This is a genomic window from Paenibacillus mangrovi (assembly GCF_022898935.1).
GTDB lineage: Bacteria > Bacillota > Bacilli > Paenibacillales > Paenibacillaceae > Paenibacillus_AQ > Paenibacillus_AQ mangrovi.
The window spans coordinates 271,148-295,456 of record NZ_JALIRP010000006.1 but is presented as its reverse complement, the minus strand read 5'-3'; the positions used below and the strand labels follow the sequence as shown (position 1 = coordinate 295,456).

The window sequence follows — 24,309 nt, the reverse complement described above, 5'->3', positions numbered from 1 at the left end:
CTTAACCTACTTTGTTCACTTTGATATCGCCAATGAAGGCGCTGATATTAATGCGGATTTTCTTGCGGGCTTCCTTATAGAACGGGGTCTTCGTTTGGAAACTACTCATGAATCCGCTGCGCGACTCGTTCAGTACGGACATATCCCCGATAAACGAGCTGGAGTTGACGGAAATCCCAAGATCCGTGTCGTCGGGCACATACACTTTGATGTCACCGATAAACGCTGAGATGTTGATTTTCGTTTCCCCGTAAGGAATATGCGCATTGGTCAGATCGAGTACCGTATCCCCGATGAACTGAGACAGGTTTGTCGGCTTCAGCTCGAAATAGTCGCGTCCGAGATGAATGTCGCCGATAAAGGCTGACCGGTTGATTTTTCCCCCGTCAGGATGCCCCCCATGAAATTCATGGTGTCCCCCATCCCACTCGGAATGCCCATGACGTCTTTCCTGTCTCATCTGATGTCTCATCTGATGTCTCATTTGCTGGTGGTATTTCTTTTGCTGCTTGTATCTCTTTTTGTAATGCTTATATCTGTCTTTGATATCGTCGTCATCCGTGTCGTCCATATCAAAATCATCATCGTCATCATCATCGATTTCAACATGAGGACCTTTATGTTCCGACTGGTTCCGCTCCGTATAAGGAATTCCGAACTTTTCCTCAAACTGCTGATCCAGTGTCGAATTGGCCGTCAAATCCTCCGGTTCCGGCGGTTCAGGGGTAAACGCAGGTTGATCATCTCCTCCATGCGGGCGCGGCGGTGGTGTGCGATCATGCGGTTTGAATATCACGTACAGACCCGCGATTATCAGTAAAGCCGGGATAATAATCTTGAAGAAACTTCCTGGCGAAATCCAATCCCAGCCTTCATTTCTCCCCAGAAAATAGGTCCCTATCAGCAGAAGAAACGCCGCACCGACAAAGGATTTTCTGCCTTTCAGCAGCTCCTTAGCCCCTAAAATAATAAGAATGACCGGCCAGTAATGACCAATGATATACCCGAGACTGACATCAATAACGCCCAATTGGTTCAGGAGAAATATAACCCCGATGCCAATGAGCACGACTCCTCCAAACAAACGATCTAACCATCGCTTTTTCATCATTGTATCTCCTTTTATCAAACTTTGCCGCTTTGGATATCCACTTTTCGTGGATTTGATATTAGTGTACAACATGTTGCATTTCCCTGATAGCGGCGCAGGAATGAAGTTAGAATCAGTCCCTAGACCGAGGGACATGGATATAATTTACAAAAAAATAAAAACACCCGCTCTTTCGAGCGGATGTTGTCTGGATAAAACGTTATGTTTTTCTGAAAAGTTATTTTTTCTGTTCGAACTCCGCGTTAAACTTCTCATTAGGTGTTTTAAAGTTGCCTTTTGCGGCTTTGGAGCTAGTCTGGGAAGAGTTCTCTTCAGCAAATTCAGCGTTGAATTTCTCGTTAGGTGTTTTGTAGCTATCTTGAAGTTTTTGCTTTTTCATGTGGTTTCACCTCCTGTAAGCTTGTCATTTTTGGCAAGCCACACTTGCCCAGGGGTTGATGTTCGTTACCCATTCCGTAGTATGTGAAGCGCCAAAAAAATTATGCAATAGCTGCTTCCTCTCTCCGGGAACCAAAAAAAGCCTATTCATCTCAGCTCGTCAGCTGAAATAAATAGGCTTTATGATCTTAGATTACCTCTTCGAGTAATGAGGCTGGTACAGACTTATAGGTCTGAATGGCTTTCCCGAGCGCGCTCACCATTTTCTCATTGCACTTTCCGTTACCGCGTTTGATGACCTGAACCTCAACCTCTTTTTTTCCCCACTCCTTGTAAACCTGTTTAGTCGTGGCGAAATAAAGGTCAATCTTCTTGCCCTTGATGGCAGAACCGACATCAGCGACAACAGCATAACCATATTCGGGAATATACAAAACGGTTCCCAGTGGAAATACACGCGGATCGGCTGCAATGGTCGAGATCGTGTTTTTGTCCCTGCGTACCTTAACGCCGGAATACGTAATGCCATACTGCGGATGCGAAGGCCGTTTCCCGGTTGATTCATATCCGGCAGTGTACCCAGTAGCCATCACCTTTAACGTATGGATAATCTGCTCCTGCTTTGGTGCCGTTACGGCAACCGCTCCGGGCTTTTTCACCGGCTCAGACACTTTGGTTTCCGGTTTGACCAGTACTGGCAATGCCTTCGAAGTGAATTTAGGCATAAACTCATTTGGAGTGATTACGGTAACCTGCTCGGTTTTCTTTTTGTTGATATCGACGATTTTGAACATTTCCGGGTTCGTCGCATATTTGAACGGTTTGAGAACATAGTCGTTAGTTGATGTGAACAGTGGATTCGTGTTTGTGCTTTCATCAGTATAGCTCGGCGTCATTGAAAATGCAGAAGCATACATGTTTGTATCCGCAAACAGCCCTAACAAAAGCATACATAATAAAATCCTCTGCCATGTTTTTACCTTTATCATTAGAAATCCTCCCCCTTAATAGCGAGGATGTCCAGATGATGAGGCATTTATACATGTTTTCTTGAACACAGGTTCATGGCAGAGGATTGAATATGGCTCAAAATCTAATTTTAAGCCATATTTAATTTAGAATATAACGCGATTTACGATCTGCTCTTTCAGCATGGAAACTGCTTCAGAGAGCGGCATAGCGCCAAGATCTCCCTCACCGCGTTTGCGGATGGAAACGGAATTTGCATTCATTTCGTTTTCACCGACGATGAACATATAAGGAATTTTTTCAAGCTGTCCCTCACGGATTTTATAGCCCAATTTTTCATTACGCAGATCGGCATCCACGGCTACGCCGCTAAGCTGCAGATGCTCAGCCACCTGCTTCGCATAGCTTTCGAATGCAGTCGATACCGGAATGACTTTAACCTGTACCGGTGACAGCCATACTGGCAGCGATCCCGCAAAATTCTCAAGCAGGAAAGCCGTAAAGCGTTCCATGGTGCCCAGAATGCCGCGGTGAATAACTACCGGACGGTGTTTTTGTCCGTCATCACCCACATATTCCAGCTCAAAGCGTTCAGGCAGCAGGAAGTCCAGCTGTACGGTTGAGAGCGTTTCTTCCTTGCCAAGCGCCGTACGGATCTGCACGTCTAGCTTTGGACCATAGAAAGCCGCTTCCCCTTCAGCTTCGAAGAACGGAATGCCTGTTTCCTCAACAACCTCACGCAGCATACGCTGGGACATTTCCCACATCTCGTCGTTCTGGAAGTATTTCTCGGTATCTTCCGGATCGCGGTAAGACAGACGGAATCGGAAATCATGGATGCCGAAGTCTTCATACACTTTCGTGATCAGCTGGATGACGCGCAGGAATTCTTCCTTGATCTGGTCCGGACGGCAGAAGATATGGGAGTCATTCAGGGTCATCGCACGGACACGGTGCAGGCCGGTCAAAGCGCCAGACATTTCATAGCGGTGCATCATGCCAAGCTCGGCAATGCGGATCGGCAGATCGCGGTAGCTGTGCATGGAGCTCTTGTACACCATCATGTGATGCGGGCAGTTCATCGGACGAAGCACGAGTTCCTCGTTATCGAGTTCCATTTTAGGGAACATATCCTCTTGGTAATGCTCCCAGTGGCCGGAAGTCTTGTACAGCTCTACATTACCTAGCACCGGAGTGTATACGTGCTGGTAGCCGAGGCTTTCCTCTAGGTCCACGATATAACGTTCCAGCGTGCGGCGCAGCTTTGCACCTTTAGGCAGCCACATCGGCAGGCCTTGTCCCACAAGTTGGGAGAAGGTGAAAATCTCGAGCTCTTTGCCGAGCTTGCGGTGATCGCGTTTCTTGGCTTCTTCGAGCATATGCAGATGCTCATCGAGCTGAGCCTTTTTCGCAAATGCAGTGCCGTAGATCCGCTGCAGCATTTTGTTCTTGCTGTCTCCGCGCCAGTATGCGCCGGCAACGTTCATCAGTTTGAATACCTTAATCTTGCCTGTGGATGGCACATGCGGTCCGCGGCAGAGGTCAAAGAATTCGCCCTGCTCATAAATAGTGATGATGCTGTCTTCAGGCAGCGCATTGATCAGTTCGAGCTTATAAGGGTCGCCCAGCTCTCCGAAAACGTTCAGCGCTTCCTGACGACTCACTTCTTTGCGTACGATCGGCAGGTTTTCGCCTACGATGCGTTCCATTTCCTTCTCGATCTTTTGCAGATCTTCCGGATTCAGCGGATGCTCAAGATCCATGTCATAATAAAAACCGCCTTCAATTACCGGTCCCACACCAAGCTTCACTTCTTTGGCTCCAAACAGACGTTTTACCGCTTGAGCCATCAAGTGGGCCGTACTGTGGCGCATCACTTCAAGACCTTCTGGCGAATCCAGGGTTACGATTTCAATCAAGGCGCCGTCTTTGAGCGAAGTGGACAAATCCACCACAATACCGTCCATTTTGCCGGCTGCCGCGTTTTTCTTCAAACCGCTGCTGATCGATGCAGCCACATCCTCAATGGTACTTCCTTCTACGTATTCACGGACCGATCCGTCCGGAAGTTTGATACTTACTGACACGTCAATTCCTCCTTCAATGTTCAAAACCGAAACCAAATTTTGTAAGCAAAAGCATACAAAAAAACACTCATCCCTATACAAGGGACGAGTGTTTGTACCCGTGGTTCCACCCAAATTTGATAACGTTTCGGTCTTACCCGAAAACAGTTATCCTTCATCAGCATATGATAACGGAATGACCCGGCGGCCCATACTTGATTTCTCGTAATTCGAGGAATCGTTCATAACCGCAGCTACAAAGGGGTAGACCAAAGCCGGATTAACGTAAGGAAATTTCAGCCGATGTTTCCTCTCTCTGCATCGTCCGTCTCTTGGGTCCATATCTTTGTCGAAGCTTTTATCGAATTATGAGTTATTATAAGTCCCTGTTTATCCGCCGTCAAGTTATATCTTCCCTGTTTCCCGGAAATAGGCGTGACAATCGGGGCAATACCTACATATCTCGACCCTTTGCTCAAAGATCTGCGTGAGTGTACGGATGACCGTCATATGAGGCTCCCTGGTGTGGATAACGATCTTAGCCGGAGAAACCGAAATCAGTGTCGTAACCACTGCGTCTTCCATCTGCAAGTCCTGCTGATCCAACCGCTCCACCACGACACCTTCATCATACCGGTATTCAAGCGGATTCAAGTCTTCATCCAGCAGCAGCAAATCCTGCCCTCCCTTATGAATCACATGCACCAGCGGAACCTGCGGCTGTTGAAAATACACAAAATATTTCAGCATCCCTACAAATTCCTCATACTGCCGGTCCATCAGAAATTCATCCACCGCATACTCCACAATTTCCTTCAGCTCTTTGATATACGGCTTGGAACGAAAAGTCAAAAATCCGTCTACGTGCAGCAGCGGCCTTTCGGTCAAGCACTGCTTAATGCCCTGCACCAGCATGTCAGAACGACGGTTCCAGGATTCGCTGATCTCAGGATTTCTGTCCAGAATCATCCGGCAATGCTTCAGAATTTGCTCATGCTCTTTCGGCTCCGGAAAGTCAAAGTCTTCCTCCAATATATTCTCAACCAGCTTCTGCTCTTTTTCCTGTAAAATGTATTCGGCCAACGCCTTAGCGGCTATTTCATATACTTGCTGCAGCTGATTTCCCTTAAAGAAACGCGGGTCATCCTCACGGCAGCGCCACAGAATCATCCCCTCATGGACCGTACAGCTGATATCTAGAGATTTATACTTTGTATGTAAAATCTGATTCGCTTCCGAAACCATGCGGTTATAGTGCTCCGCTTCCTGCGGAGTGGAGGTTTGGGCTGCTATGCTGAACAGTTCCATGGAGTACACTCCTTTCAATATCCTTCTTACAAAGTATATGTCTATGCAGAGGGGATATACGGGAGTGATCAATGGAAAACAGGCTAACATTTCTCAGGTTATAATCGGATTGTGATCATCAATATATGAATTAGTTCTGCATAACAAAATCGCGTTCAATTCCCGTACCATCTTCAAACACCTTCAAGATGTCGTAGCGGGTATTGCGCTGTGCCGGAATTTTGCCAGCTTCACGGATTAATTGCAGGATCGAAGCGATGTTGACTTTATGCACCGCACCGGCGGAAGAAACCACATTCTCCTCCATCATGGTGCTACCAAAGTCGTTACAGCCATAGCTGAGGGACAATTTGCCGACTTCAGGACCCATCGTTACCCAAGAGGACTGAAGATTCGGAACATTATCGAGTACAAGGCGGCCGATCGCTACCGTTTTCAGGTAAGCCTCCGGTGTTTCACGTTCACGCTTCAGGCTGGTATTGTCCGGTTGGAATGTAAATGGAATAAATGCAAGGAAGCCTTTGGAATCATAACCGCTCGCTACGCATTCGTCCTGCGCATCACGGATCCGCAGCATATGAAGAGCGCGCTCTTCCATCGTCTCACCAAAGCCGATAACCATCGTTGCGGTCGTATTCATGCCGATTTTATGAGCTGTCTGCATCACATCCATCCAGTCGCGCCAAGTTCCTTTGTGACGGCTGATTTTTTTACGGATACGGTCATCCAGAATTTCAGCTCCGCCGCCAGGCAATGAATCCAGTCCTGCAGCATGCAGTTCACGTACGACCTCTTCGAGCGGAAGGCCCGATACCTCCTGCATTTTGCGGATTTCCGCCGGAGAGAAGGAGTGCATCGTAATATTCGGGAACCGCTGCTTAATGCCGCGGAGCAAGTCAGTATAGTAGCTGAACGGCAGATCCGGATTCGTACCGCCTTGCATCAGGATTTCGGTACCACCCACATCCTCGGTTTCCTTGATTTTCTGGAAAATCACTTCATCGGGAAGCAGGTAACCTTCGTTATGCCCCGGTCTACGGTAAAATGCGCAAAACGTGCAATACGTATCGCATACATTCGTATAGTTAACATTCCGTCCAATGACAAATGTAGTGATCGGGTCCGGATGTTTTCTTTTCATCATAATATCGGCAGCATGGCCAATTTTTTCGATTTCATCACTTTCAAACAGGGTCACGCTGTCTTCCAAATCCAGACGTTCTCCCCGCAGCGCTTTGTCCAAGATCTGGTTTACGGTGCTCATCTCCGGCAGCCTCCTTATCATATAGGGGATTTAACTTTTTTGTTAATTCCTTGAACCATCCACACACCATCTTATCATAATTTCACCTTGAGAAATACTTCACTTTCTTTGAAGACAGACTTTATTCTCCGTAAAATACATACACATCAAGGATTGGTATCCTGAAATTCACAAAATAGACACAAAAAGAAAGCTCCGCAAAAGCGGAGCTTTCTTTTTTTCCATTTATCCTTGCAAAGCCTGATCCAAATCAGCAATCAGATCATCGATATCTTCAAGCCCCACGGAGAAGCGCAGCAGTCCATCGGTGATGCCGCGCTCATGACGAACCTCGGCAGGCATGGCCGCATGCGACATCATGGCCGGGTAGGAGAGGATGCTTTCCACCGCCCCCAAGCTCACGGCCACGAGCGGGATTTTCACCTTATTCAAAACTTGTTTGGCGCGTTCTCCCGAACCAACGTCAAAAGACACGACCGCTCCGTATCCTGTGGATTGCTTTTCATGAATTTCTCTACCCGGATGATCCAGCAGACCAGGATAGTATACATGATCGATGTCCGAACGTCCTTGAAGCCATGCGGCCAGTACTGCTGCGCTTTGTTCACTGTGGTTCATCCGCGCCTGCAAGGTTTTCATTCCCCGCATCAGTAGCCAGGAATCCTGAACGCCGAGCACCGTTCCCAGTCCGTTTTGCAGCTGCTTAAGCTGTTTGCCAATAGATGGCGTGCGGGCTACAGCTAATCCTGCCAACACATCACTGTGTCCGCCCAAAAACTTGGTGGCGCTGTGCAGTACAATGTCTACGCCAAGCTCAATCGGACGCTGGTAATATGGCGTCATAAACGTATTATCCAGCATCGTCAGGAGTTCATTTTCCTGCGCCCAGGAGGTTACTGCCGCGATATCGGTAATTTTAAGCGTAGGGTTCGACGGCGTTTCCATATACACAGCCTTCGTATTCGGCTTCAGCGCTGCTTTGACCTGCTCAAGGTCCGTCATGTCCACAAAAGTGCTTTCAATCCCAAGACGGTTTAATATGCTAGTGAGCAAGCGGTATGTACCGCCATATACATCCTCCGTCACGATCATATGGTCGCCTGCGGACAACATCATAAAGGTGCTGGAGATGGCCGCCATGCCGGAGGAATAAGCGAAACCGCGGACTCCGCCTTCGAGCAGCGCAATGTAATCTTCCAGCGCCTGGCGCGTCGGATTGCCCGAACGGCTGTAATCGTGAACCGGAGGATTGAATACATCCTCATGATGAAAGGTTGAAGCTTGATAGATCGGAACGCTTGACGCCCCTGTGGTGCTGTCAATTTCTGACCCGAAATGCAGCAGCTTCGTAGCGAACTTCAATTTTTCTTCCCGGTCGTTTAGTTCTTTGTTGTTACCCATGATGTCTTCCCCCTTCTATTTCCGCTATGGCTGCATCCAGTGCTCCTCCGAGATCGGCAATCAGATCATCGATGTGCTCGATGCCAACCGAGAAACGGAGCAATCTGTCGTCAACGCCCACCGCCTGACGGATTTCTTCCGGAATATCCGCATGCGTCTGAACTGCTGGATACGTCATCAGGGATTCCACGCCTCCAAGACTTTCGGCGAAAGCAATGAGCTGGATGTGACGGAGGATCGGCTCTACATAACGGGCATCCTTGACCTTAAAGGAGAAGATCCCCGTATTCCCGCTGGACTGCTTATTTTGAATGTCATGTCCCGGATGGTCCGGGAAGGCCGGATGGAACACTTCAGCGATGGCAGAATGCGTCTTCAGAAATTCGGCGACGGCGATAGCGTTGCTCTCATGGCGCTCCATCCGCAGTGCGAGGGTCTTCATTCCCCTCATCAGCTGGTAAGAATCGCTTGCTCCAAGCACAGCGCCAATGGAATTATGCAGGAAGGCCATCTCCTCGGACAGCTCCTTGCCTTTCGTCACAATCAGGCCTGCCAGCACGTCGTTATGTCCGCCCAGATACTTTGTCGCACTGTGAATGACGATGTCGGCGCCAAGCTCGATCGGACGCTGGAAGAATGGCGTCAGCAGCGTATTGTCCACAATGGTGAGCAGCTGATGGCGTTTCGCCCACGCGGCCACCTTCTCAATATCCGTAATCATCATCAGCGGATTGGTTGGCGTTTCTATAAAGACGGCTTTCGTTTCCGGACGTCTCGATTTTTCCAGCTCGTCCAGGTTGTTGGTATCTATGTACGTTGCACTAACGCCGAATTTCGAAAGAATTCTTTCAAGCAGACGGTATGTACCGCCGTACAGATCCAGTGATACGATCAGATGATCACCCTGGGCGAATAGTGAAAAAATCGTTTGAAGCGCCGCCATACCGGAGCTGCACGCAAATCCAGCATCCCCCGACTCCAGCTGAGTGGCTGCTTCCTCCAGAACCTTGCGGGTTGGGCTTTTCGTCCGCGCATAATCAAAGCCAGTGCTTTGGCCGAGCTTCGGATGACGGAACGCTGTCGCCTGATAAATCGGAAAATTCACTGCGCCTGTCACGGGATCTTCGAGTGAGCCAATCTGTGCCAGTCTGCTTTCAATGTTGAGTGGTTTCTTCTCCATAAAGGTCTCCCCCATTTTCTCCTTTAGACGAATGCTCGATTAAATCATTAAATCTGCGGCCACACTTCGACGACCTCACCGATGTCATAAGGTGTTTCCTGATATACATAGTAATTCAGCCAATTAGAGAATAATAAGTTTGCGTGAGCACGCCATACAGCCGGAGGTATCCGGTTAGGATCATCATTGGGATAATAATGCTTTGGAATCTCCATCTCCATACCCTTGGCGATATCTCGTTCATATTCCCACTTTAGAGAGTACGGATCATACTCGGAATGGCCTGTCACGAAAATTTGTCTGCCGTCTTTGGTAGCCACCAGGTAAATGCCGGCTTCCTCAGACTCGGACAGAATTTCAAGCTCATCTATAGGCTCGATATCTTCACGGCGGACCTCCGTATGACGGGAATGAGGTACATAGTACACTTCATCGAAACCACGCAGCAGCTTGACGTTTTTCCGGTTCAGCGTATGCGGGAAGACACCGAAGCATTTTTTCGTCATATCCCATTTTGGAACGCCGAAATGATGGTACAGCCCTGCCTGCGAGGCCCAACAGATATGAAGCGTCGACGTTACATTGGTTTTGGACCAATCCATAATTTCTTGCAGCTCATCCCAATAGTTGACTTCTTCAAAATCCATCTGTTCCACGGGAGCTCCGGTAATAATCATGCCGTCAAAACGGTTGTGGCGCACCTCATCAAACGTTTTGTAAAACGCCTCAAGATGCTCTTGCGAAGTATTCTTGGATGTATGCGAACTCGGGTGAAGCAGTGTGATATCGACCTGCAGCGGCGAGTTGCCAAGGAGGCGCAGCAGTTGGGTTTCGGTGGTTTCCTTCGTCGGCATGATATTCAGAATCGCGATGCGGAGCGGACGGATGTCCTGATGATACGCTCTGCTGTCATCCATTACGAATATATTTTCTCCGCTCAGGATTTCATTGGCCGGCAAGGTATCTGGAATTTTAATCGGCATGATTCAACACTCCTTTTTTAGATATCGTCAATGACGTTTTTCTTAAAGTGCGAAAATCATTCGGGGAGTAAGGTGCATATAACAAAAAATGACCCCCTCATTGCATAGAGAAAGGTCATCCTGTTATTTCACACGCCTCTCTCATCTGTCAGGAAACGGCCGCATATCGCAGCTTGCTCCTGCAAGAATTAGCACCGTGCGTAACATACGCCGGTTGCCGGGTTTCATCGGGCTAGTCCCTCCACCTGCTCTTGATAAGATTTCGCTATATTCCGTTTTTAGGTTAAACAAATAATATCTTGCTCATTACTTTAAAGCATTAACCTATCCTTCGTCAATAAGCTTAAGGGCAGACAAAAAAAAAAAAATTTCCCCACGTATTTCCAGCCTCTGTCATACGCTATAAGAGGGTATCGAAAGGCGCCATTTTTTTCTTGAAAGGTGCATAACCCGGCGTTATACTAGACAAGTGTTTAGACCTAATATGACAGAGGTGACATGAAAGATGGAAGGCGACCCGAGCCCGAAGCTGCGTGCAAATGAACACAACTGCATAGAACTGAAATCAGCTTGCCGGCACAGGGAAGTTTTCGTTACTTTTGTCTTCTAATTCTCCCTTTTAACCCCTGATTTTGACCGGTGAAGCTGATCTCTTTCCTGTGCTCTTAATAAAGCATTTCCCTGACCATGCTTGGCATGAAGGGATGAAGGAGTGAAATCATATGAAAATCCGGTTGGTGAGCGACGGCATTTTCACCCCGATCGACGACATTGAAACCACACTGACTGCCCCAACTGCAGGATTCTATTGGATCGATGCGGATGTTGACGACCTTGAGCTTTTGCAGCCTTTATTTTCCCTGCACGATCTGGCGGTGGAAGACTGCCTTAGTGAGGAAGAACAACGTCCCAAGCTCGAAATTTACGAAAGCCACTACTTTATCGTTGTAAACTCCATCCGTTTTGATGACGAGGAAATTTTCCTCCGTGCGCTAAACGTCTTTTTGGGCCGGCATTTTATCATTACGGTGACCAAGCAAAGAATCAATGAGCTGCGCTCCTTGAAGCCGATATTATGGGAGCAAGAGGTCAGTACCCCAGACCGCTTTTTGTATCTGCTAATCGACCTGGTTGTAGACAACTACTTTACCGTAGGCGACCGGATTGAGGCCAAGATCGAAAAGCTCGAAGAAGACATTCTGGTGCATACTAAGAAATCCCATCTAAATGAAATCATCGGTCTGCGTAGTGAGATTTTGTGGTTGAAAAAGGTGCTCGGACCGCAAAAGGAACTGATCAATACGCTGAACAAAAGAGATCTCCGGCTGATCGACGATCAGCTGCAAAAATACTTCAGCGACATATATGAAAATACCGTTAAAATTTCCGAAACCTTTGACACGTTCCGCGATCTGATGGGCAACCTTCGAGAAGCTTATCAATCCAGTATCGCCAACCGTGCCAACGAAATCATGCGCGTTTTTACCGCTATAACGACGATATTCATGCCACTGACCGTGATTACCGGTATTTACGGGATGAACTTTGATAATATACCTGAGCTCCACTGGAAATATGGCTACTTCGGCGTCATTGGCATCATGATTACGCTGATCATCAGTATGCTGATTATTTTCCGGAAAAAGGACTGGATCTGAAAGGAACATAGTTTTGAATATAATGGACGAAGGTGTGGGTTTGATTTTACGGCAGGCAGCACGCTTCGTCCTTTTTGGTGTTATCCCTTCCCTAAACGTTTTTCGTTCCCGTTCCCGAAAGATTTTGGTCCACTATCCCGCGTTTCTTCTACTCTCGGCTTCTCTACGGAAACGCATCCGGATGAGGCGTAGACGTTCATACCGCAGTTCCATAACTGGGCCTGCTGCCGCTTCCTGACCGTAAACCCGCTGCAGGACCGGCTTCAATTGCGCATCACCGAGCTCCATAAAAGCGTTCCAAACCTCCTCCTGCTCGGCCTTCGGCATCTCCAGTAGCTCGGCTGCAATCAGAAGCTCCGCATCATATCCTTCCTTCTCGAGCTGTTCCAACGATTCCACTAGCTCACGTCTGCTTAGGCTGCTCTCCTGTTCCATTTGTTCCAGACGTTTTCCATCAGAGATGCCTCTGAGCAGCATTTGCTTGGTTCGATATTTTTCCAAATCCTGCTTATATTTCAGCTCTTTCTGCTTGTATACCCACGACTCATAGGTCTGCTCATCCAGGCGTTCCTGAACCCAATCCAGCGGATAGCTGTGATTCCGATCCCGCCCGGCGGTAATTTCCAGCACATCTGCGCCGTAATCAGCAGCTTTATTTTCTCCCACGCCGGGAAGCTGAAGCAGCTCGTCCACGGTCACAGGCACAAAAGTGCTGATGAGCCGCAGAAGTCTGTTAGTTGCGATAAAATAAGGGGCTTTCCGTTCAGCTGCTGCTCTTTTCCGTCTCCAGGCGCATAGTTCTTGATAAAGCTCCTCGTTGTAGTTCAGTTCACTGTAGCAGTAGAGCTTCTGAACTGACTGACTGCGGCCCTTCTGCTCTTCCTCTTCATGCCAAATGCCATCAATCAGCGGCCTGAAGCCTTCACCCAGTTTGACCGCGAGCTGATGGCGGTAAATATGGAGCATCTCATTCCAAGAACCTCCTTCATACCAGATGCTCTCTTGCTCCCCTCTGTTTCCGGACACATCTCTCCATCCCAGCTGCCATACACCCTCGGCTTCACTAATCCATACCTCAGCCAATCTTTCAACGCTTTCATGTTCTTTGACAAGACGATTCATAAATACAATTTGCATTTGTCTACCTCCGCCATAAAATCAGCACAACAAAAAAGCACCCCTCTTGAAAAACAAGAGAGGTGCTTCCCCGATATCTTATTATGCTGTTATTCATGATCATACCACATCATATTAAATGGTCAATGATAATCTTTGCTTTTTGTTTTATAATAGCAAAATAAAAAGACCGAGATTCAAGGAGTGATTGGACAACATGCCTCATCATGAAGAACTGGATTTTTTAGCGGACAGCACGGAGCAAACGTCCACCCGATTCGTTACCTTCATAGGCCCTTCCCTGAAGCGGTTCGATCTGGCCGTAACCTCTACCGCATTATTTTATGGTAAAAGCCTTGTGGCAGATCTGCAGCAGGGGATCAGTGCGGTCATAGGTGCCGATGATGTGGAAGAACCAGGGTATCTGGAGTTTGCCTTTAAGCTGGGCGAAGTCGAGGCAGAGGAACTTCGGGAGTTTCTGCGTCTGGTCGTCGGTATGCCATATTTTACGGATTAGAAACCTTCTGGACCAAAAAAACCAGTTCAACACTAAAAAGTGCTGACTGGTTTTGGTTTATAAATAGGCAATTCAGACGCGAGATTATACTGCTGCTAGCGCCTTCTTGGCCAGTGCCAGTGCGCCGCACAAGCCCGCATTGTCTCCAAGCTGTGGAGAAACAATGTAGTCGGCGATATGTTCGCTGATGGCAGGAAGCTGCACATAGCCGCTTAATAGCTCCTGAAGCTTAGTATGAATCAGCGGGAACAGCTGCTGCTGCTTCATCACTCCGCCGCCCATAACGATCTTTTGCGGGGAAAGAATCAGAATATAATTCATCAGTGCCTGCGCGAGATAGTACGCTTCCATTTCCCATGCCGGATGATCCGGAGTAAGGTCTGCTCCCGGAACTCCCCATCTCTTCGACAGCGAAGGTCCTGCAGCTACACCTTCAAGGCAGTCGCCATGGTAAGGACAGAAGCCTTCGAATTTGTCATCCGGATGACGGCGGACCAGAATATGTCCCATTTCCGGATGAGACAATCCATGGATCAGTTCGCCGCCTACGACGGCACCGGCTCCGATGCCTGTACCTACCGTAATATACAGACAGCTGTCCAAGCCTTGGGCCGCGCCCCACGTATATTCGCCAAGTGCTGCTCCATTCACGTCCGTATCAAATTCAATCGGTACCTGAAAATGCGAACTCATATGTCCGACGAAATCGAAATTGCTCCAATAAGGCTTTGGCGTTGTCGTAATTCGTCCGTATGTAGGGCTTCCTTTGACCGGATCAATCGGTCCGAAAGAGCCGATACCAATGGCTTCCACGCCTTTATTTTGGAAAAAAGCTACGACCTGCGCCATCGTTTCTTCCGGAGTTGTGGTCGGAAAGCTGGTCCGCTCAAGCACGGTTCCGTCTTCCTTACCGATTCCGCATACAAATTTTGTTCCTCCGGCTTCAATTGCTCCCAGAATACTCATCGTTTGTAAACCCTCCTGCACCTTCTCATTGTGTTTGTTCTCATGAGGTATCAAGTATGAATTCTATCCTTAGCCACGGGCATTATAGCCCAGTTCTTCAAAAAAAGTCAATTCGGATGCGCATATTCACCGGATTCAATCGCCCTCGAAATGGCATATAAATAAAGAAATGCCAGCGTGATGCCAGCATCTCCGGCGATGATCAATTATTCTTCATTTTCAAAACTTAGACTACGACTCCAAGCAAGTTACACAGACTCTTCATCTCGAGCTCTTCGAATTTATCTGCCACCGTTTTCTCGTCAAGCGACAGCTCGCAGATTTCCAGTCCACACGCTACAGGCACGGAGCAGTGGATTTCCGCCAACTTGCGGGACAGATGCAGCATATCCAGGTCCGTCTCGATTTTGGTACGAACGCTTTTCGACAGCTGATCCAGATGATCCAGAATACCCTCAACCGATCCATATTCCTGAACCAGCTTGTGGGCCGTCTTCTCACCGATGCCGCGAACTCCCGGATAATTGTCGCTCGCATCACCCATCAAGGCTTTCACGTCGATAATCTGACGCGGATGAAGCTGCTTCTCTTCATACAAGGACTGCGGAGTATAAACTTTATAATTGCCATGGCCTTTTTTCATAATAATGACCGTTGTGCGATCACTCACCAGCTGCAGTAGATCATGATCGCCGGATAAAATCATAACGTCCATATCCTTGCTGAACTGCGTCGCCAGCGTGCCGATGCAATCATCGGCTTCGTACCCTTCGGCGCTGATATTCGGTACACCCATGCTGTCCATCACATCTAGGATAATGGAAAACTGCGGCACCAGATCGTCGGGAGCTTCCGGACGATTTCCTTTATATGCGGAGAACTGCTGTCCGCGGAAGGTTGAGCCTCCGAGGTCCCAACAGCAGATCACATGGCTTGGGTCAAATTTTTGAACGGCATCCCAGAAATAACGTATAAACCCGTAAATCGCATTGGTCGGAATTCCTGACTTCGTACGGCGAATATATCCGCTTGTAGCGGTCGCATAATATGCTCTGAATAATAATGCCATTCCATCAACCAGCATAACGGATTGGCGTTTATCATTAGGTATCAATCTTCGTTTCTCCCCTTGTCTGCCCTATTCCCTTTTCAGGGTCGGCCATTTACGCCTCTAGTATATCACAACTCCGGGGAGCTTTTGGGCTCTTTCCTGTTATCCCCAAGCGGATTCATACAGGTCCTCTTTAAAACCAACTGTCACTTTGCTTCCATCTGTTACAAGCGGACGTTTAATCAGTTTGCCATTGGATGACAGCAGCTTGATTTGCTCCTCCTCATCTATGGAAGAAAGCTTGTCTTTCAGGCCTAGTTCCTTATAAACCTCTCCGCTAGTATTAAAAAACTTCTTGAGCGGAAGCCCGCTCAGCTTAACCAAATTTGCTAACACCTCGGGCTTGGGAGGCTCTTCCATAATATGATGAAGCTCCAGTTCATGCCCATGAGCCTGAAGCCATTTGACAGCGCTGCGGCAGGTACCGCATTTAGGATATTGATACACTTGAAGTTTGCTCATTGCAGTCAACTCTCTTTGTTGTATTTAGATGTCAAGCTTCCAGATTCCAATTGATGCTGCAGCTTTGCCATATCCTCTGGCAGCGGCGCCTCAAAAGTCATCTTTTCATGCGTCACCGGATGCTCAAAGGACAGCTCAAAAGCATGCAGCGCCTGGCGCGGAATAGAATCGTCCAGAAGTACGATTTGCCATGCATTTTCCGGCAAAAGGTCTTGTAGATCTTCTTTCGCTTGGACCGAACTAATTGTCTCCGCCAGCTCATGATAAATCGGATGCCGATACAGCTTATCGCCGATCAGTGGGCAGCCGATGCTTGTCATATGTACACGGATTTGATGCGTTCTCCCCGTTTCCAGCTTAAGCTCGACTAGTGATCCCTGTTCCCAGCTTTGCAGCACCTTATATTTCGTTAGCGACGGATACCCGTCTGGCGTAACAATCCGGCGGTGAGGTTCCTCAGGGTCCCTGTCGATCGGTCCGTTGATCTCTCCCTGCTGCGGATTTGGCATTCCATGGACCATCGCCAAATATTTCTTGTCTACATGGTTATGGATCATCTGTTCGGAAATATGCTGGTGCACATATGGATTTTTGGCGATAGCAAGCACGCCGGTCGTTTCCTGATCCAGACGGTGCACAGCGCGGAAGCGGTACGCTTCCCCTTTTTGAAGCCAATAATACACAACCCCGTTTGCCAGTGTGCCTGTGTAGTGGCCATGTGTGGGATGGACGATCATCCCCGCTTCTTTATTCACAATCAGGATATGCTCGTCTTCGTAAAGGATTTCAAAAGGGATCGGCTGCGGCAAAATATCGTCAGAAGTCTCCTTCTCCATTCGGATTTCCACCACATCGCCGGTTCTGACCTTTACACTGATGTATACTCTCTGCCCGTTTAGCATGATGCCTTGTTCCGTCAGCTTCAGCCTGGACTGCAGTTTCCTTGATACATGCATGCGCCGGGCCAGGATGGTCTTGAGCAGCCAGCTGTCCTCTGCTTCGGGAATGATATACGTAATAGGTGGATAATAGGATGTCATTTCTTGTTGCCGAACACCTTTTGGCTGCGGATGTACTCTATATCCGGAACGCTGCTGCGGGCATTAGCCGTGCGGGCAATCACAAAGAAATAATCCGACAAACGGTTCAGATAACGGCGGACATCCGGATTAATCTCCTTGGTTTGTCCCAGGGTAACCACTCTGCGTTCCGCCCGGCGGCATACGGTTCTGCACACATGCAGGGTGGCCGACAGCAGAGTCCCTCCCGGTAAGATAAAACGCTCAAGCTTCGGATTTTCTTCCTCATAAGCATCCATCCAGCGCTCCAGCCGCTCCACCATTTCGGCAGTCACTTTATATCTGCTCTCACTTAGTTTGACAAAGGCAAGATCCCCTCCGCAGTCAAACAGCTCATGCTGGATTTCCAGCAGATTCTGCCGCAAATCTTCAAAAGCTTCACCTTCCATAAGGCTGACAGCCTGCCCGACGTAGCTGTTTAGCTCATCGATGGTACCGTAAGCTTCCACTTGCAGATCGTCCTTAGATACTCGTCCTCCGATGACGGATGTCAGGCCCTCATCGCCCGTTCTTGTATATACTTTCATTGTTTGGATTGAACCTCCCTTTGTAGTTACCTCGTTACTCTGTCATCGCCTTAATCGCTTTCACCGCATTGTCCACATGTTTCGAAGTGACTGGAATGGTCACAAACAGTTTATCCGGCGTGTATTTCAGATCCTTGAAAACCTTCAACTGCTTCACTGGTATACCGTACAGATGCTCTGTATTATCAATCGTTTTATCTTCCTTCTCTTCCTTGCTCGCAAAGACGCCGTCTGGATACGCTTTCGGATCGAAATAATTATCCAGCGCCAGATTTCCGCCAAGCTTGCCGTAGTTCTTCATATCCTCTTCAGGCAAAATCATAATATCATGATCGCCCGCAGCATATTCGACCATCAGCTTCTGCGGATTATACAAGGGACTTGCAAATACTTCGAGCTTCACACCTTGACCAAGCTTGTCCTGAAGCGTTTTCTTGAGCGGCTCTACTACTTCTGACGGATCAGAATGTTGGTCAATCATAAAAACAGACACATCGGGTTTCTCGCCTTCCCCACAACCTGCAAGCATAAAAACAGCAAATATAACCAACATCAGTTTACCGTATGCCTTCAATCTATGCTCCTCCTCTATTCGCCCAATAGGTTCAATATATCATACATAAGAGAGACAAATAAACAACCCCCTGCGGTCTTTTAGCCGAGGGGGTAAGCTTCTTTATGTACTTAGGCTTTATTTTTCTTAGGACTTAATTTCATATATTCGTTAATCTTCAAATCCAGCAGACTGCTGATTTCGATAACGATTTCTGAAGTGAACGACTGTTCCTGTAAAAATATCTGTTCCATCTTCATGCGGAGCATCAAAATTTCATCTTCCAAGGATAGATCCTTCAAAGAATCCGTCGTTTTGGTTAACCAATCACCGCTCTCATTACCTTCGGCAATGTAGTCACCGCGATACGATGGCAGATCATATTCAGCACAAAACAAAGGTAATCCCTCCCTGGCAAGTCTTTTGTTTCTCCCGAAGTAAAATTATAACATACAAGTTTATAAAAGAAAGTGAAATTTTTGTTAATTTATTCTAAAAACAGAATAAACCTCTAAAAAGAATGAACTGAAGCTCCATTGCCCCAGTTCATCCTGTAATTATGATTCATTTATGACTCCTGTGTAAGCTTGTGAAGAAACTTGCCAATCCGGTCCAGCGCCTCGGTTAATTGGGCAACGGAAGTTGCATAGGAGCACCGGAGAAATCCTTCGCCGCCGTTACCGAATGCCGTACCAGGAACAGCAGCGACTCTTGCTTCGAGCAGCAGCCTTTGAGCGAACTCGTCGGAGCTGAGCCCAGTAGAGGCAATGCTTGGGAAGGCGTAAAATGCGCCTTTAGGTTCATGGCACTCAAGCCCAATATCATGAAAGCCTTGAACGATCAACCGCCGGCGTTGGTTGTACGATTCGATCATCCGGTCTTTCTCTTCCATACCGTTTCTGAGCGCTTCAAGGGCAGCAACCTGGCCCATCACCGGAGCGCACATGATCGTATATTGATGGATTTTAAGCATAGCCGAAATAATTTCTGGGTGAGCGCAGACATATCCCATTCGCCAACCTGTCATCGCGAAGGCCTTGGAAAAACCACTGGCGAGAATCGTACGATCCTTCATCCCCGGGATCGATGCAAAGCTGACATGCTTTTGATCATAGGTCAGTTCGGCATAGATTTCATCGGAAATGACGATGAGATCATGCTTTTCCACGACTTTCGCAATCGGAAGCCAATCTTCGTAGGTCATGATGGACCCGGTCGGATTACTTGGATAGCACAGAATTAATACCTTCGATTTCGGTGTGATTTTCGCTTCCAGCGATTCCGCTGTTAGCTTGAAATCATCCTTGGCAAAAGTTTCGATACCTACAGGCACGCCGCCGCTGATCGAGGTGATTGGGGAATAGGGTACATAACAAGGCTCCGGAATCAGAATTTCGTCTCCTGGAACAATAAGTGCACGCAAGGCCAGATCGATGGCTTCGCTGCCGCCAACCGTAACGATGATCTGGTCCTTCGGATCGTAAGCCACATGAAAGCTATCATGCAAATAATCCGAAATCGCTTCACGCAGTTCGATCATTCCCGCATTGGAAGTATATGCTGTCACTCCGCGCTCCAGGGAATAAACACAAGCCTCCCGGACATGCCAGGGAGTCGTGAAATCAGGTTCGCCTACGCCGAGCGTGATGATATCCTTGCTTCCGTTCGCCAGATCAAAAAACTTGCGGATTCCGGAAGGCGGCATATTTCGGACCAGTGGGGATAAGTAAGATTCCATTGATTTGACTTGCTGCTGTTTGGTATCTTCGTTCACGATCATCACACATCTTCCTTTACGGTGAGACTATAAGACGATTATCTTCTTCTCGGTCTTCAAAAATAATTCCGTCTTGTTTATATTTTTTCAAAATAAAGTTGGTTTTCGTAGACAATACCGAATCGATCGGCGATAGCTTCTCGGATACGAAATTCGCCACTTCTCTTAAGTTGCGGCCTTCCACTTCGACGAGCAAATCATAGGCTCCGGACATCAAATAAACGGATTTGACCTGCGGATACAAATAAATACGCTCCGCAATCCCTTCAAAACCGCGTCCGCGTTCAGGGGTAATCTGTACCTCAATAAGCGCTGTAACCGTTTCTTCTTCAATTTTGCTCCAGTTTACCACGGCCGCATATTTTACAATGACATGGTCCGCTTCAAGCTCGGCAATCGCCTCTTTCACCGCTTCCTCCTCCACACCGAGCAGTGTAGAGAGAAGTAGGGGAGAACGTCTCGCGTCCTCATTCAATAGATCGAGGACTTTTAGTTTCAATTCAGTCAGTTCACTCATCAGCATCCTCCAGCATTCATTTCACGGGTTCCTTACAGAACATGTCATACCCGGGAAAGAGATTAATACTAATATTACAATACTTTATGAAGCATGCAAAGAAAAACCGTCTCCCCGGCGTGGGCCGAATTTGAGACGGTAAAAATGTGCCATGCTTTATTTTTTACATGAAATAAGGATTTTGAGCGTTTTGCTGAGGCTGCATTTGCGAAGCCTGCATTTGCGAAGCCTGCGCGGATTGTCCCATGCCGCTTGTTTTTTGCTGAACGAATTGACGGCATTTTTGCTGCGTATTGCGGGCATCCTGGATCTGCTTGTCCACGTCCTGACGGAGCGCTGGGGAAGAAGTCGAGTACATGTTCATCTGCTTCATCAGATTGTACAGGTCGCCTTGCATCCGGAGCGTGTCGTTGGTCATCTGTGTAAACATCTGACGCACCGTTGGACAGGAAGCCTCGGTCGTCGCTGTTGTATATTCTCTCACCGTTCTTTTCAAATCCGAGAGGATGGTATAGAGCAGGTCCTCATCCTGCATGAATGCTGAGTTACTTTGATTTTGGGTTTGATTCTGGTTTTGGTTTTGATAGTTCATGTTCATGTTTCGGCGTACCTCCCATAATGAAATTATTGTTGGGGCTGGTTAGGTGCCAGCGACTGGTGCTGCTGCAGAGCTTGGACCAGCATCTCCAAATGATGATCCATAGAACGGATGTACTGCTGGCAGGCATTCTGAATCGTTGGATTTTGGCTGGTAGCAGCAGTTGCCGCACACTGCTTGATCAGCAAATCTTCGTTGGAAATTGAATCGACAATATACTCGAGCTCTTTGGCCGTAACGGCTTGCATTTGACCGGATTGCATCTGTTTTTGCCTCCTCTGGGGATGTTTAACTCATGCATATTATGTCCCGTGCTTTTTTTTCTATGTGTACACCGATAAACGGCTTTTGATTGACAAATACTGAAATGAGAGCATTTGAGGGCAAATGAGGCTGGATGAGGGAAAGGAGCAAAATACGATGATTTTGAACAGCGGAAATCCGGCATGGCCTCACACACTAAAACCTGTACCTGAATATCCTGCGCTGGATCAAGCCCTGGAATGCGATTGCCTCGTCGTAGGGGGAGGAATGAGCGGTGCTATACTAGCGTATAAACTCACGGAACAGAGAATCGATACGATACTCATCGACAAAAGAAAAATCGGAGGCGGAAGCTCGGCTGCCAATACCGGCTTGCTTCAATATTCAAACGACAAAACGCTGACTTCCATGATCCATACCTTCGGCGAGGATATTGCCGTCACCTTCTACCAATATTGCGAGCAAAGCGTTTATCAGCTTAAGGAACTTTGCAGCAAGCTTTCGGCGAGCCCAGAGTTCATTCCACGCAGCAGCCTTTACTTTGCCAGCAACGAGAACGACGCAGAGATGCTCCAAAAGGAGTATCAAACGCTTAGAAAATACGGTTTCAAGGTGGATTACTGGAACCAGGCCACGATCGCGAAAAAAGTGGTATTTACGATGGGCTATGAAACCCAGGATATGAAAAAAGACAGAAACGCCGTGATCAACATTTCTTATGCGATATTGACCAACCCCGTCGAAGATTTCTTGGATTGGCATGAGCGTTGTCTAATCTGGGAAACGGCGAGGCCTTACCTCTATATGCGAACGACGCCGGACAACCGCATCATAGCGGGCGGGCTGGACGAGGCTCCCCCACCTGCCGAAAAACGCGAAGGCCGCATCCTTCATCAGAGCGAAGTTTTGCTGAACGAAATCCGCAAGCTCTTTCCAAGGTACAGCCGACTCGAGACCGATTACGCGTGGGCTTCGATCTTCGGCACGACTCATGACGGAATGCCGATGATCGGCACGCATCCGGGCTATCCGAATTGTTATTTTATCGAGGCTTACGGCGGCAACGGCACCGTCTGCTGCATGGTCGCTGCTAATTTGCTGACGGATGAGCTGAGGGGCCGGCCGCGGCCGGAATTGAACATGTTCTCTCTTCAGCGGAGTAGCAAACCCTCCCCGTCTAACTCTTTAACGATTCACTAAAAATAAAAGCAGGCAACGTCATCCGCTGACATCGCCTGCTTTTCGTATTTCAAGTCAATCTTATCATGCTATTTGTTTGTTATGGCCGACTTTTCCGCCTTCAGCAGCTTTCGTACGAAAATCCAGCCGACAATCGGTGATGAGCCAAGAATCAGCATCAGTACCGTAATCGTCATCGGCGCTTTGCTTATCATCAACACGGCGATAAAAATAAAGGTCCCCAAAAGCCGGCCGACCATTAGGCTGAGCTCACGTAGTACGACAAGCTCAACCCGTTTTTCCACCGTTTCGTTGCTGGTCCCCATGAGGTCAAAGCCCGATGAGATCATCGGCAGAAGATACAGCGGCATAAAAATCGAAGACCCGATGCCAAGAATCAGAAGAGTCCCATAGCTCGTTTTCCAAAGAAGAGGCAAAATGACAATCCACAATAAAAGCGCTCCGACAAGCATCCCCGGACTTCTGTATTGAGGCTTATACCATTTTCCGGCAAGCCAGTATGTCAGAAGAGATATAGCGGACGTAATTAACGTGAATTGTCCTAATTTAGCCTCCTGCTTCGTAGCTACGTACACCAGCAAACCGATCAGAAAAGCGAACACACCTTCACGGACCCCTTGCGCAACAAGCGCCGGAGCCATTAGACGCCATGGGCTGCCTTTGCTCCTCAGCTGAGTAATGGGTTCCATCCAGTGATAATTGCTGCCGTTCTTCCTCTTTTTGAGGAAAAAGCTGAGCACTACACATAAGGCGTAAATTACCATTGAGATGGTAAATATGAGCCGGTATCCCCTGTCACCCTTCAGCCACGTGATCAGAAGCCCTGAAAACCAAGGCCCAATAATTCCAGTAATCGAGCCCAGCAGTCCGACCCAGCCATTAAACAAATCCCGATTCTCACGGTTTGTCACTTCGAAATAAACCACATTAAATGAAAGCCAGAAAAGCCCCGTCGAGATGCCAAGCAAAAGCCCCAGCGGCCAAATCCAGTGTATGATATCCGAACCGACCCATAGCACCAGAAGATAAAACACACCTGATAGGACAATTCCCACGCGCAGGGCGTTCATCTTATTGTATTCCTTAACCCATTTGCCGCCCACCCAGAAAGTAAGGCCTACGGCAATCTGCTGGGCTACGGTAAACCAGCCTATCATGGTGTAATCCTGCTTGCTTTTCCATAAGTATACATTCAAAAAGGTGCCGGAAAGGGCTGCCGCCAGAACGATCAACCCATCAACGGCCAGTAAAAGCAGCGATTGGCGGTCTAAATGTGCCGTCGTTTTCATAATTCCCCCCTCGGA

General features: G+C 48.0%; 25 protein-coding genes and 1 riboswitch. Of the genes, 3 read left to right on the top strand and 22 right to left on the bottom strand.

Going from position 1 to position 24,309, the window contains the following annotated elements; genetic code table 11:
• Position 1: 1 nt before the first annotated feature.
• From liaF to metA, 9 genes are all read right to left on the bottom strand, one after another.
• Positions 2-1,111 carry a cell wall-active antibiotics response protein LiaF gene (gene liaF, locus MUG84_RS16655; protein ID WP_244726658.1) on the bottom strand — a complete coding sequence of 370 codons (1,110 nt, stop codon included), beginning with the start codon at positions 1,109-1,111 and terminating at the stop codon, positions 2-4.
• Positions 1,112-1,328: 217 nt separating this feature from the next.
• Positions 1,329-1,490 (bottom strand): hypothetical protein, encoded by a 162-nt coding sequence (locus tag MUG84_RS16650; RefSeq protein ID WP_244726656.1) that lies wholly within the window; start codon positions 1,488-1,490, stop codon positions 1,329-1,331.
• Between the two features lie 187 nt (positions 1,491-1,677).
• Positions 1,678-2,214 (bottom strand): 3D domain-containing protein, encoded by a 537-nt coding sequence (locus MUG84_RS16645; protein ID WP_425313233.1) that lies wholly within the window; start codon positions 2,212-2,214, stop codon positions 1,678-1,680.
• A gap of 390 nt (positions 2,215-2,604) precedes the next feature.
• Positions 2,605-4,545 (bottom strand): threonine--tRNA ligase, encoded by a 1,941-nt coding sequence (gene thrS / locus MUG84_RS16640; RefSeq protein WP_244726651.1) that lies wholly within the window; start codon positions 4,543-4,545, stop codon positions 2,605-2,607.
• Between the two features lie 384 nt (positions 4,546-4,929).
• Positions 4,930-5,832, bottom strand: a complete 903-nt coding sequence (locus MUG84_RS16635) for a putative sporulation protein YtxC (protein WP_244726649.1) — start codon at positions 5,830-5,832, stop codon at positions 4,930-4,932.
• 130 nt (positions 5,833-5,962) lie between these two features.
• The gene (gene mqnC, locus MUG84_RS16630) at positions 5,963-7,096 is read right to left on the bottom strand and encodes a cyclic dehypoxanthinyl futalosine synthase (protein ID WP_244726647.1); all 1,134 of its coding nucleotides are present in this window, start codon (positions 7,094-7,096) and stop codon (positions 5,963-5,965) included.
• A 225-nt stretch (positions 7,097-7,321) separates the two neighbouring features.
• Entirely contained in the window at positions 7,322-8,497 is a 1,176-nt protein-coding gene (locus MUG84_RS16625) for an aminotransferase class I/II-fold pyridoxal phosphate-dependent enzyme (RefSeq protein WP_244726644.1), read from the bottom strand.
• Positions 8,490-9,677, bottom strand: coding sequence for a PLP-dependent transferase (locus MUG84_RS16620; RefSeq protein WP_244726642.1), 1,188 nt, complete (start codon positions 9,675-9,677; stop codon positions 8,490-8,492). Before MUG84_RS16620 ends, MUG84_RS16625 begins: the two co-directional genes overlap by 8 nt.
• Positions 9,678-9,724: 47 nt before the next feature.
• Positions 9,725-10,660 (bottom strand): homoserine O-acetyltransferase MetA, encoded by a 936-nt coding sequence (gene metA, locus MUG84_RS16615; RefSeq protein WP_244726640.1) that lies wholly within the window; start codon positions 10,658-10,660, stop codon positions 9,725-9,727.
• Between the two features lie 138 nt (positions 10,661-10,798).
• Positions 10,799-10,921, bottom strand: a riboswitch (SAM riboswitch).
• Positions 10,922-11,382: 461 nt separating this feature from the next.
• On the opposite strand from metA, the gene corA reads away from it, so the two are divergent.
• Positions 11,383-12,318 (top strand): magnesium/cobalt transporter CorA, encoded by a 936-nt coding sequence (corA, locus tag MUG84_RS16610; RefSeq protein ID WP_244726638.1) that lies wholly within the window; start codon positions 11,383-11,385, stop codon positions 12,316-12,318.
• 132 nt (positions 12,319-12,450) lie between these two features.
• Here corA and MUG84_RS16605 read toward each other — a convergent pair whose 3' ends face one another.
• Positions 12,451-13,455 (bottom strand): HRDC domain-containing protein, encoded by a 1,005-nt coding sequence (locus tag MUG84_RS16605; RefSeq protein ID WP_244726636.1) that lies wholly within the window; start codon positions 13,453-13,455, stop codon positions 12,451-12,453.
• A gap of 196 nt (positions 13,456-13,651) precedes the next feature.
• Between MUG84_RS16605 and MUG84_RS16600 the strand changes: the two genes are divergently transcribed.
• Positions 13,652-13,951 (top strand): DUF3055 domain-containing protein, encoded by a 300-nt coding sequence (locus MUG84_RS16600; protein WP_244726634.1) that lies wholly within the window; start codon positions 13,652-13,654, stop codon positions 13,949-13,951.
• Positions 13,952-14,035: 84 nt separating this feature from the next.
• Here MUG84_RS16600 and MUG84_RS16595 read toward each other — a convergent pair whose 3' ends face one another.
• The 11 genes from MUG84_RS16595 to MUG84_RS16545 form a co-directional block, all read right to left on the bottom strand.
• Positions 14,036-14,917, bottom strand: a complete 882-nt coding sequence (locus MUG84_RS16595) for an ROK family protein (RefSeq protein WP_280521357.1) — start codon at positions 14,915-14,917, stop codon at positions 14,036-14,038.
• Between the two features lie 226 nt (positions 14,918-15,143).
• On the bottom strand, positions 15,144-16,001 hold the full coding sequence (locus MUG84_RS16590; protein WP_244726898.1) for a 5'-3' exonuclease: 858 nt from the start codon (positions 15,999-16,001) through the stop codon (positions 15,144-15,146).
• 129 nt (positions 16,002-16,130) lie between these two features.
• Positions 16,131-16,490 carry an arsenate reductase family protein gene (locus tag MUG84_RS16585; protein WP_244726632.1) on the bottom strand — a complete coding sequence of 120 codons (360 nt, stop codon included), beginning with the start codon at positions 16,488-16,490 and terminating at the stop codon, positions 16,131-16,133.
• Positions 16,491-16,495: 5 nt separating this feature from the next.
• Positions 16,496-17,530, bottom strand: coding sequence for an RluA family pseudouridine synthase (locus MUG84_RS16580; RefSeq protein WP_244726630.1), 1,035 nt, complete (start codon positions 17,528-17,530; stop codon positions 16,496-16,498).
• Entirely contained in the window at positions 17,527-18,096 is a 570-nt protein-coding gene (locus tag MUG84_RS16575) for a cob(I)yrinic acid a,c-diamide adenosyltransferase (RefSeq protein ID WP_244726628.1), read from the bottom strand. Before MUG84_RS16575 ends, MUG84_RS16580 begins: the two co-directional genes overlap by 4 nt.
• Before the next feature lie 34 nt (positions 18,097-18,130).
• Positions 18,131-18,670, bottom strand: a complete 540-nt coding sequence (locus MUG84_RS16570) for a hypothetical protein (protein ID WP_244726626.1) — start codon at positions 18,668-18,670, stop codon at positions 18,131-18,133.
• A 110-nt stretch (positions 18,671-18,780) separates the two neighbouring features.
• Positions 18,781-19,047, bottom strand: a complete 267-nt coding sequence (locus MUG84_RS16565; RefSeq protein ID WP_244726624.1) for an aspartyl-phosphate phosphatase Spo0E family protein — start codon at positions 19,045-19,047, stop codon at positions 18,781-18,783.
• A 170-nt stretch (positions 19,048-19,217) separates the two neighbouring features.
• Complete coding sequence (locus MUG84_RS16560; protein ID WP_280521356.1) at positions 19,218-20,429, bottom strand: aminotransferase class I/II-fold pyridoxal phosphate-dependent enzyme; 1,212 nt, start codon at positions 20,427-20,429, stop codon at positions 19,218-19,220.
• A 13-nt stretch (positions 20,430-20,442) separates the two neighbouring features.
• On the bottom strand, positions 20,443-20,943 hold the full coding sequence (locus tag MUG84_RS16555; RefSeq protein WP_244726621.1) for an Lrp/AsnC family transcriptional regulator: 501 nt from the start codon (positions 20,941-20,943) through the stop codon (positions 20,443-20,445).
• Positions 20,944-21,106: 163 nt separating this feature from the next.
• Positions 21,107-21,541 carry a spore coat protein gene (locus MUG84_RS16550; RefSeq protein WP_244726619.1) on the bottom strand — a complete coding sequence of 145 codons (435 nt, stop codon included), beginning with the start codon at positions 21,539-21,541 and terminating at the stop codon, positions 21,107-21,109.
• A 26-nt stretch (positions 21,542-21,567) separates the two neighbouring features.
• A complete protein-coding gene (locus MUG84_RS16545) occupies positions 21,568-21,804 on the bottom strand; it encodes a hypothetical protein (RefSeq protein ID WP_244726617.1) in 237 nt (78 codons plus the stop codon).
• Between the two features lie 157 nt (positions 21,805-21,961).
• Between MUG84_RS16545 and MUG84_RS16540 the strand changes: the two genes are divergently transcribed.
• Positions 21,962-23,005: an NAD(P)/FAD-dependent oxidoreductase gene (locus tag MUG84_RS16540; protein ID WP_244726615.1), complete on the top strand. Its 1,044-nt coding sequence runs from the start codon at positions 21,962-21,964 to the stop codon at positions 23,003-23,005.
• Positions 23,006-23,073: 68 nt separating this feature from the next.
• Here MUG84_RS16540 and MUG84_RS16535 read toward each other — a convergent pair whose 3' ends face one another.
• Positions 23,074-24,294 (bottom strand): MFS transporter, encoded by a 1,221-nt coding sequence (locus MUG84_RS16535; protein ID WP_244726613.1) that lies wholly within the window; start codon positions 24,292-24,294, stop codon positions 23,074-23,076.
• Positions 24,295-24,309: the final 15 nt, after the last annotated feature.

Coding starts and splice junctions, on each gene's coding strand:
- MUG84_RS16550 (WP_244726619.1), bottom strand. CDS start 21,541: ATGAACATGAACTATCAAAACCAAAACCAGAATCAAACCCAAAATCAA.
- mqnC (WP_244726647.1), bottom strand. CDS start 7,096: ATGAGCACCGTAAACCAGATCTTGGACAAAGCGCTGCGGGGAGAACGT.
- MUG84_RS16585 (WP_244726632.1), bottom strand. CDS start 16,490: ATGAGCAAACTTCAAGTGTATCAATATCCTAAATGCGGTACCTGCCGC.
- MUG84_RS16620 (WP_244726642.1), bottom strand. CDS start 9,677: ATGGAGAAGAAACCACTCAACATTGAAAGCAGACTGGCACAGATTGGC.
- MUG84_RS16645 (WP_425313233.1), bottom strand. CDS start 2,214: ATGCCTAAATTCACTTCGAAGGCATTGCCAGTACTGGTCAAACCGGAA.
- MUG84_RS16555 (WP_244726621.1), bottom strand. CDS start 20,943: ATGAGTGAACTGACTGAATTGAAACTAAAAGTCCTCGATCTATTGAAT.
- MUG84_RS16600 (WP_244726634.1), top strand. CDS start 13,652: ATGCCTCATCATGAAGAACTGGATTTTTTAGCGGACAGCACGGAGCAA.
- liaF (WP_244726658.1), bottom strand. CDS start 1,111: ATGATGAAAAAGCGATGGTTAGATCGTTTGTTTGGAGGAGTCGTGCTC.
- MUG84_RS16560 (WP_280521356.1), bottom strand. CDS start 20,429: ATGATCGTGAACGAAGATACCAAACAGCAGCAAGTCAAATCAATGGAA.
- MUG84_RS16575 (WP_244726628.1), bottom strand. CDS start 18,096: ATGAAAGTATATACAAGAACGGGCGATGAGGGCCTGACATCCGTCATC.
- MUG84_RS16580 (WP_244726630.1), bottom strand. CDS start 17,530: ATGACATCCTATTATCCACCTATTACGTATATCATTCCCGAAGCAGAG.
- MUG84_RS16650 (WP_244726656.1), bottom strand. CDS start 1,490: ATGAAAAAGCAAAAACTTCAAGATAGCTACAAAACACCTAACGAGAAA.
- MUG84_RS16595 (WP_280521357.1), bottom strand. CDS start 14,917: ATGAGTATTCTGGGAGCAATTGAAGCCGGAGGAACAAAATTTGTATGC.
- MUG84_RS16540 (WP_244726615.1), top strand. CDS start 21,962: ATGATTTTGAACAGCGGAAATCCGGCATGGCCTCACACACTAAAACCT.
- MUG84_RS16590 (WP_244726898.1), bottom strand. CDS start 16,001: ATGCTGGTTGATGGAATGGCATTATTATTCAGAGCATATTATGCGACC.
- MUG84_RS16535 (WP_244726613.1), bottom strand. CDS start 24,294: ATGAAAACGACGGCACATTTAGACCGCCAATCGCTGCTTTTACTGGCC.
- MUG84_RS16605 (WP_244726636.1), bottom strand. CDS start 13,455: ATGCAAATTGTATTTATGAATCGTCTTGTCAAAGAACATGAAAGCGTT.
- metA (WP_244726640.1), bottom strand. CDS start 10,660: ATGCCGATTAAAATTCCAGATACCTTGCCGGCCAATGAAATCCTGAGC.
- MUG84_RS16635 (WP_244726649.1), bottom strand. CDS start 5,832: ATGGAACTGTTCAGCATAGCAGCCCAAACCTCCACTCCGCAGGAAGCG.
- MUG84_RS16545 (WP_244726617.1), bottom strand. CDS start 21,804: ATGCAATCCGGTCAAATGCAAGCCGTTACGGCCAAAGAGCTCGAGTAT.
- MUG84_RS16625 (WP_244726644.1), bottom strand. CDS start 8,497: ATGGGTAACAACAAAGAACTAAACGACCGGGAAGAAAAATTGAAGTTC.
- corA (WP_244726638.1), top strand. CDS start 11,383: ATGAAAATCCGGTTGGTGAGCGACGGCATTTTCACCCCGATCGACGAC.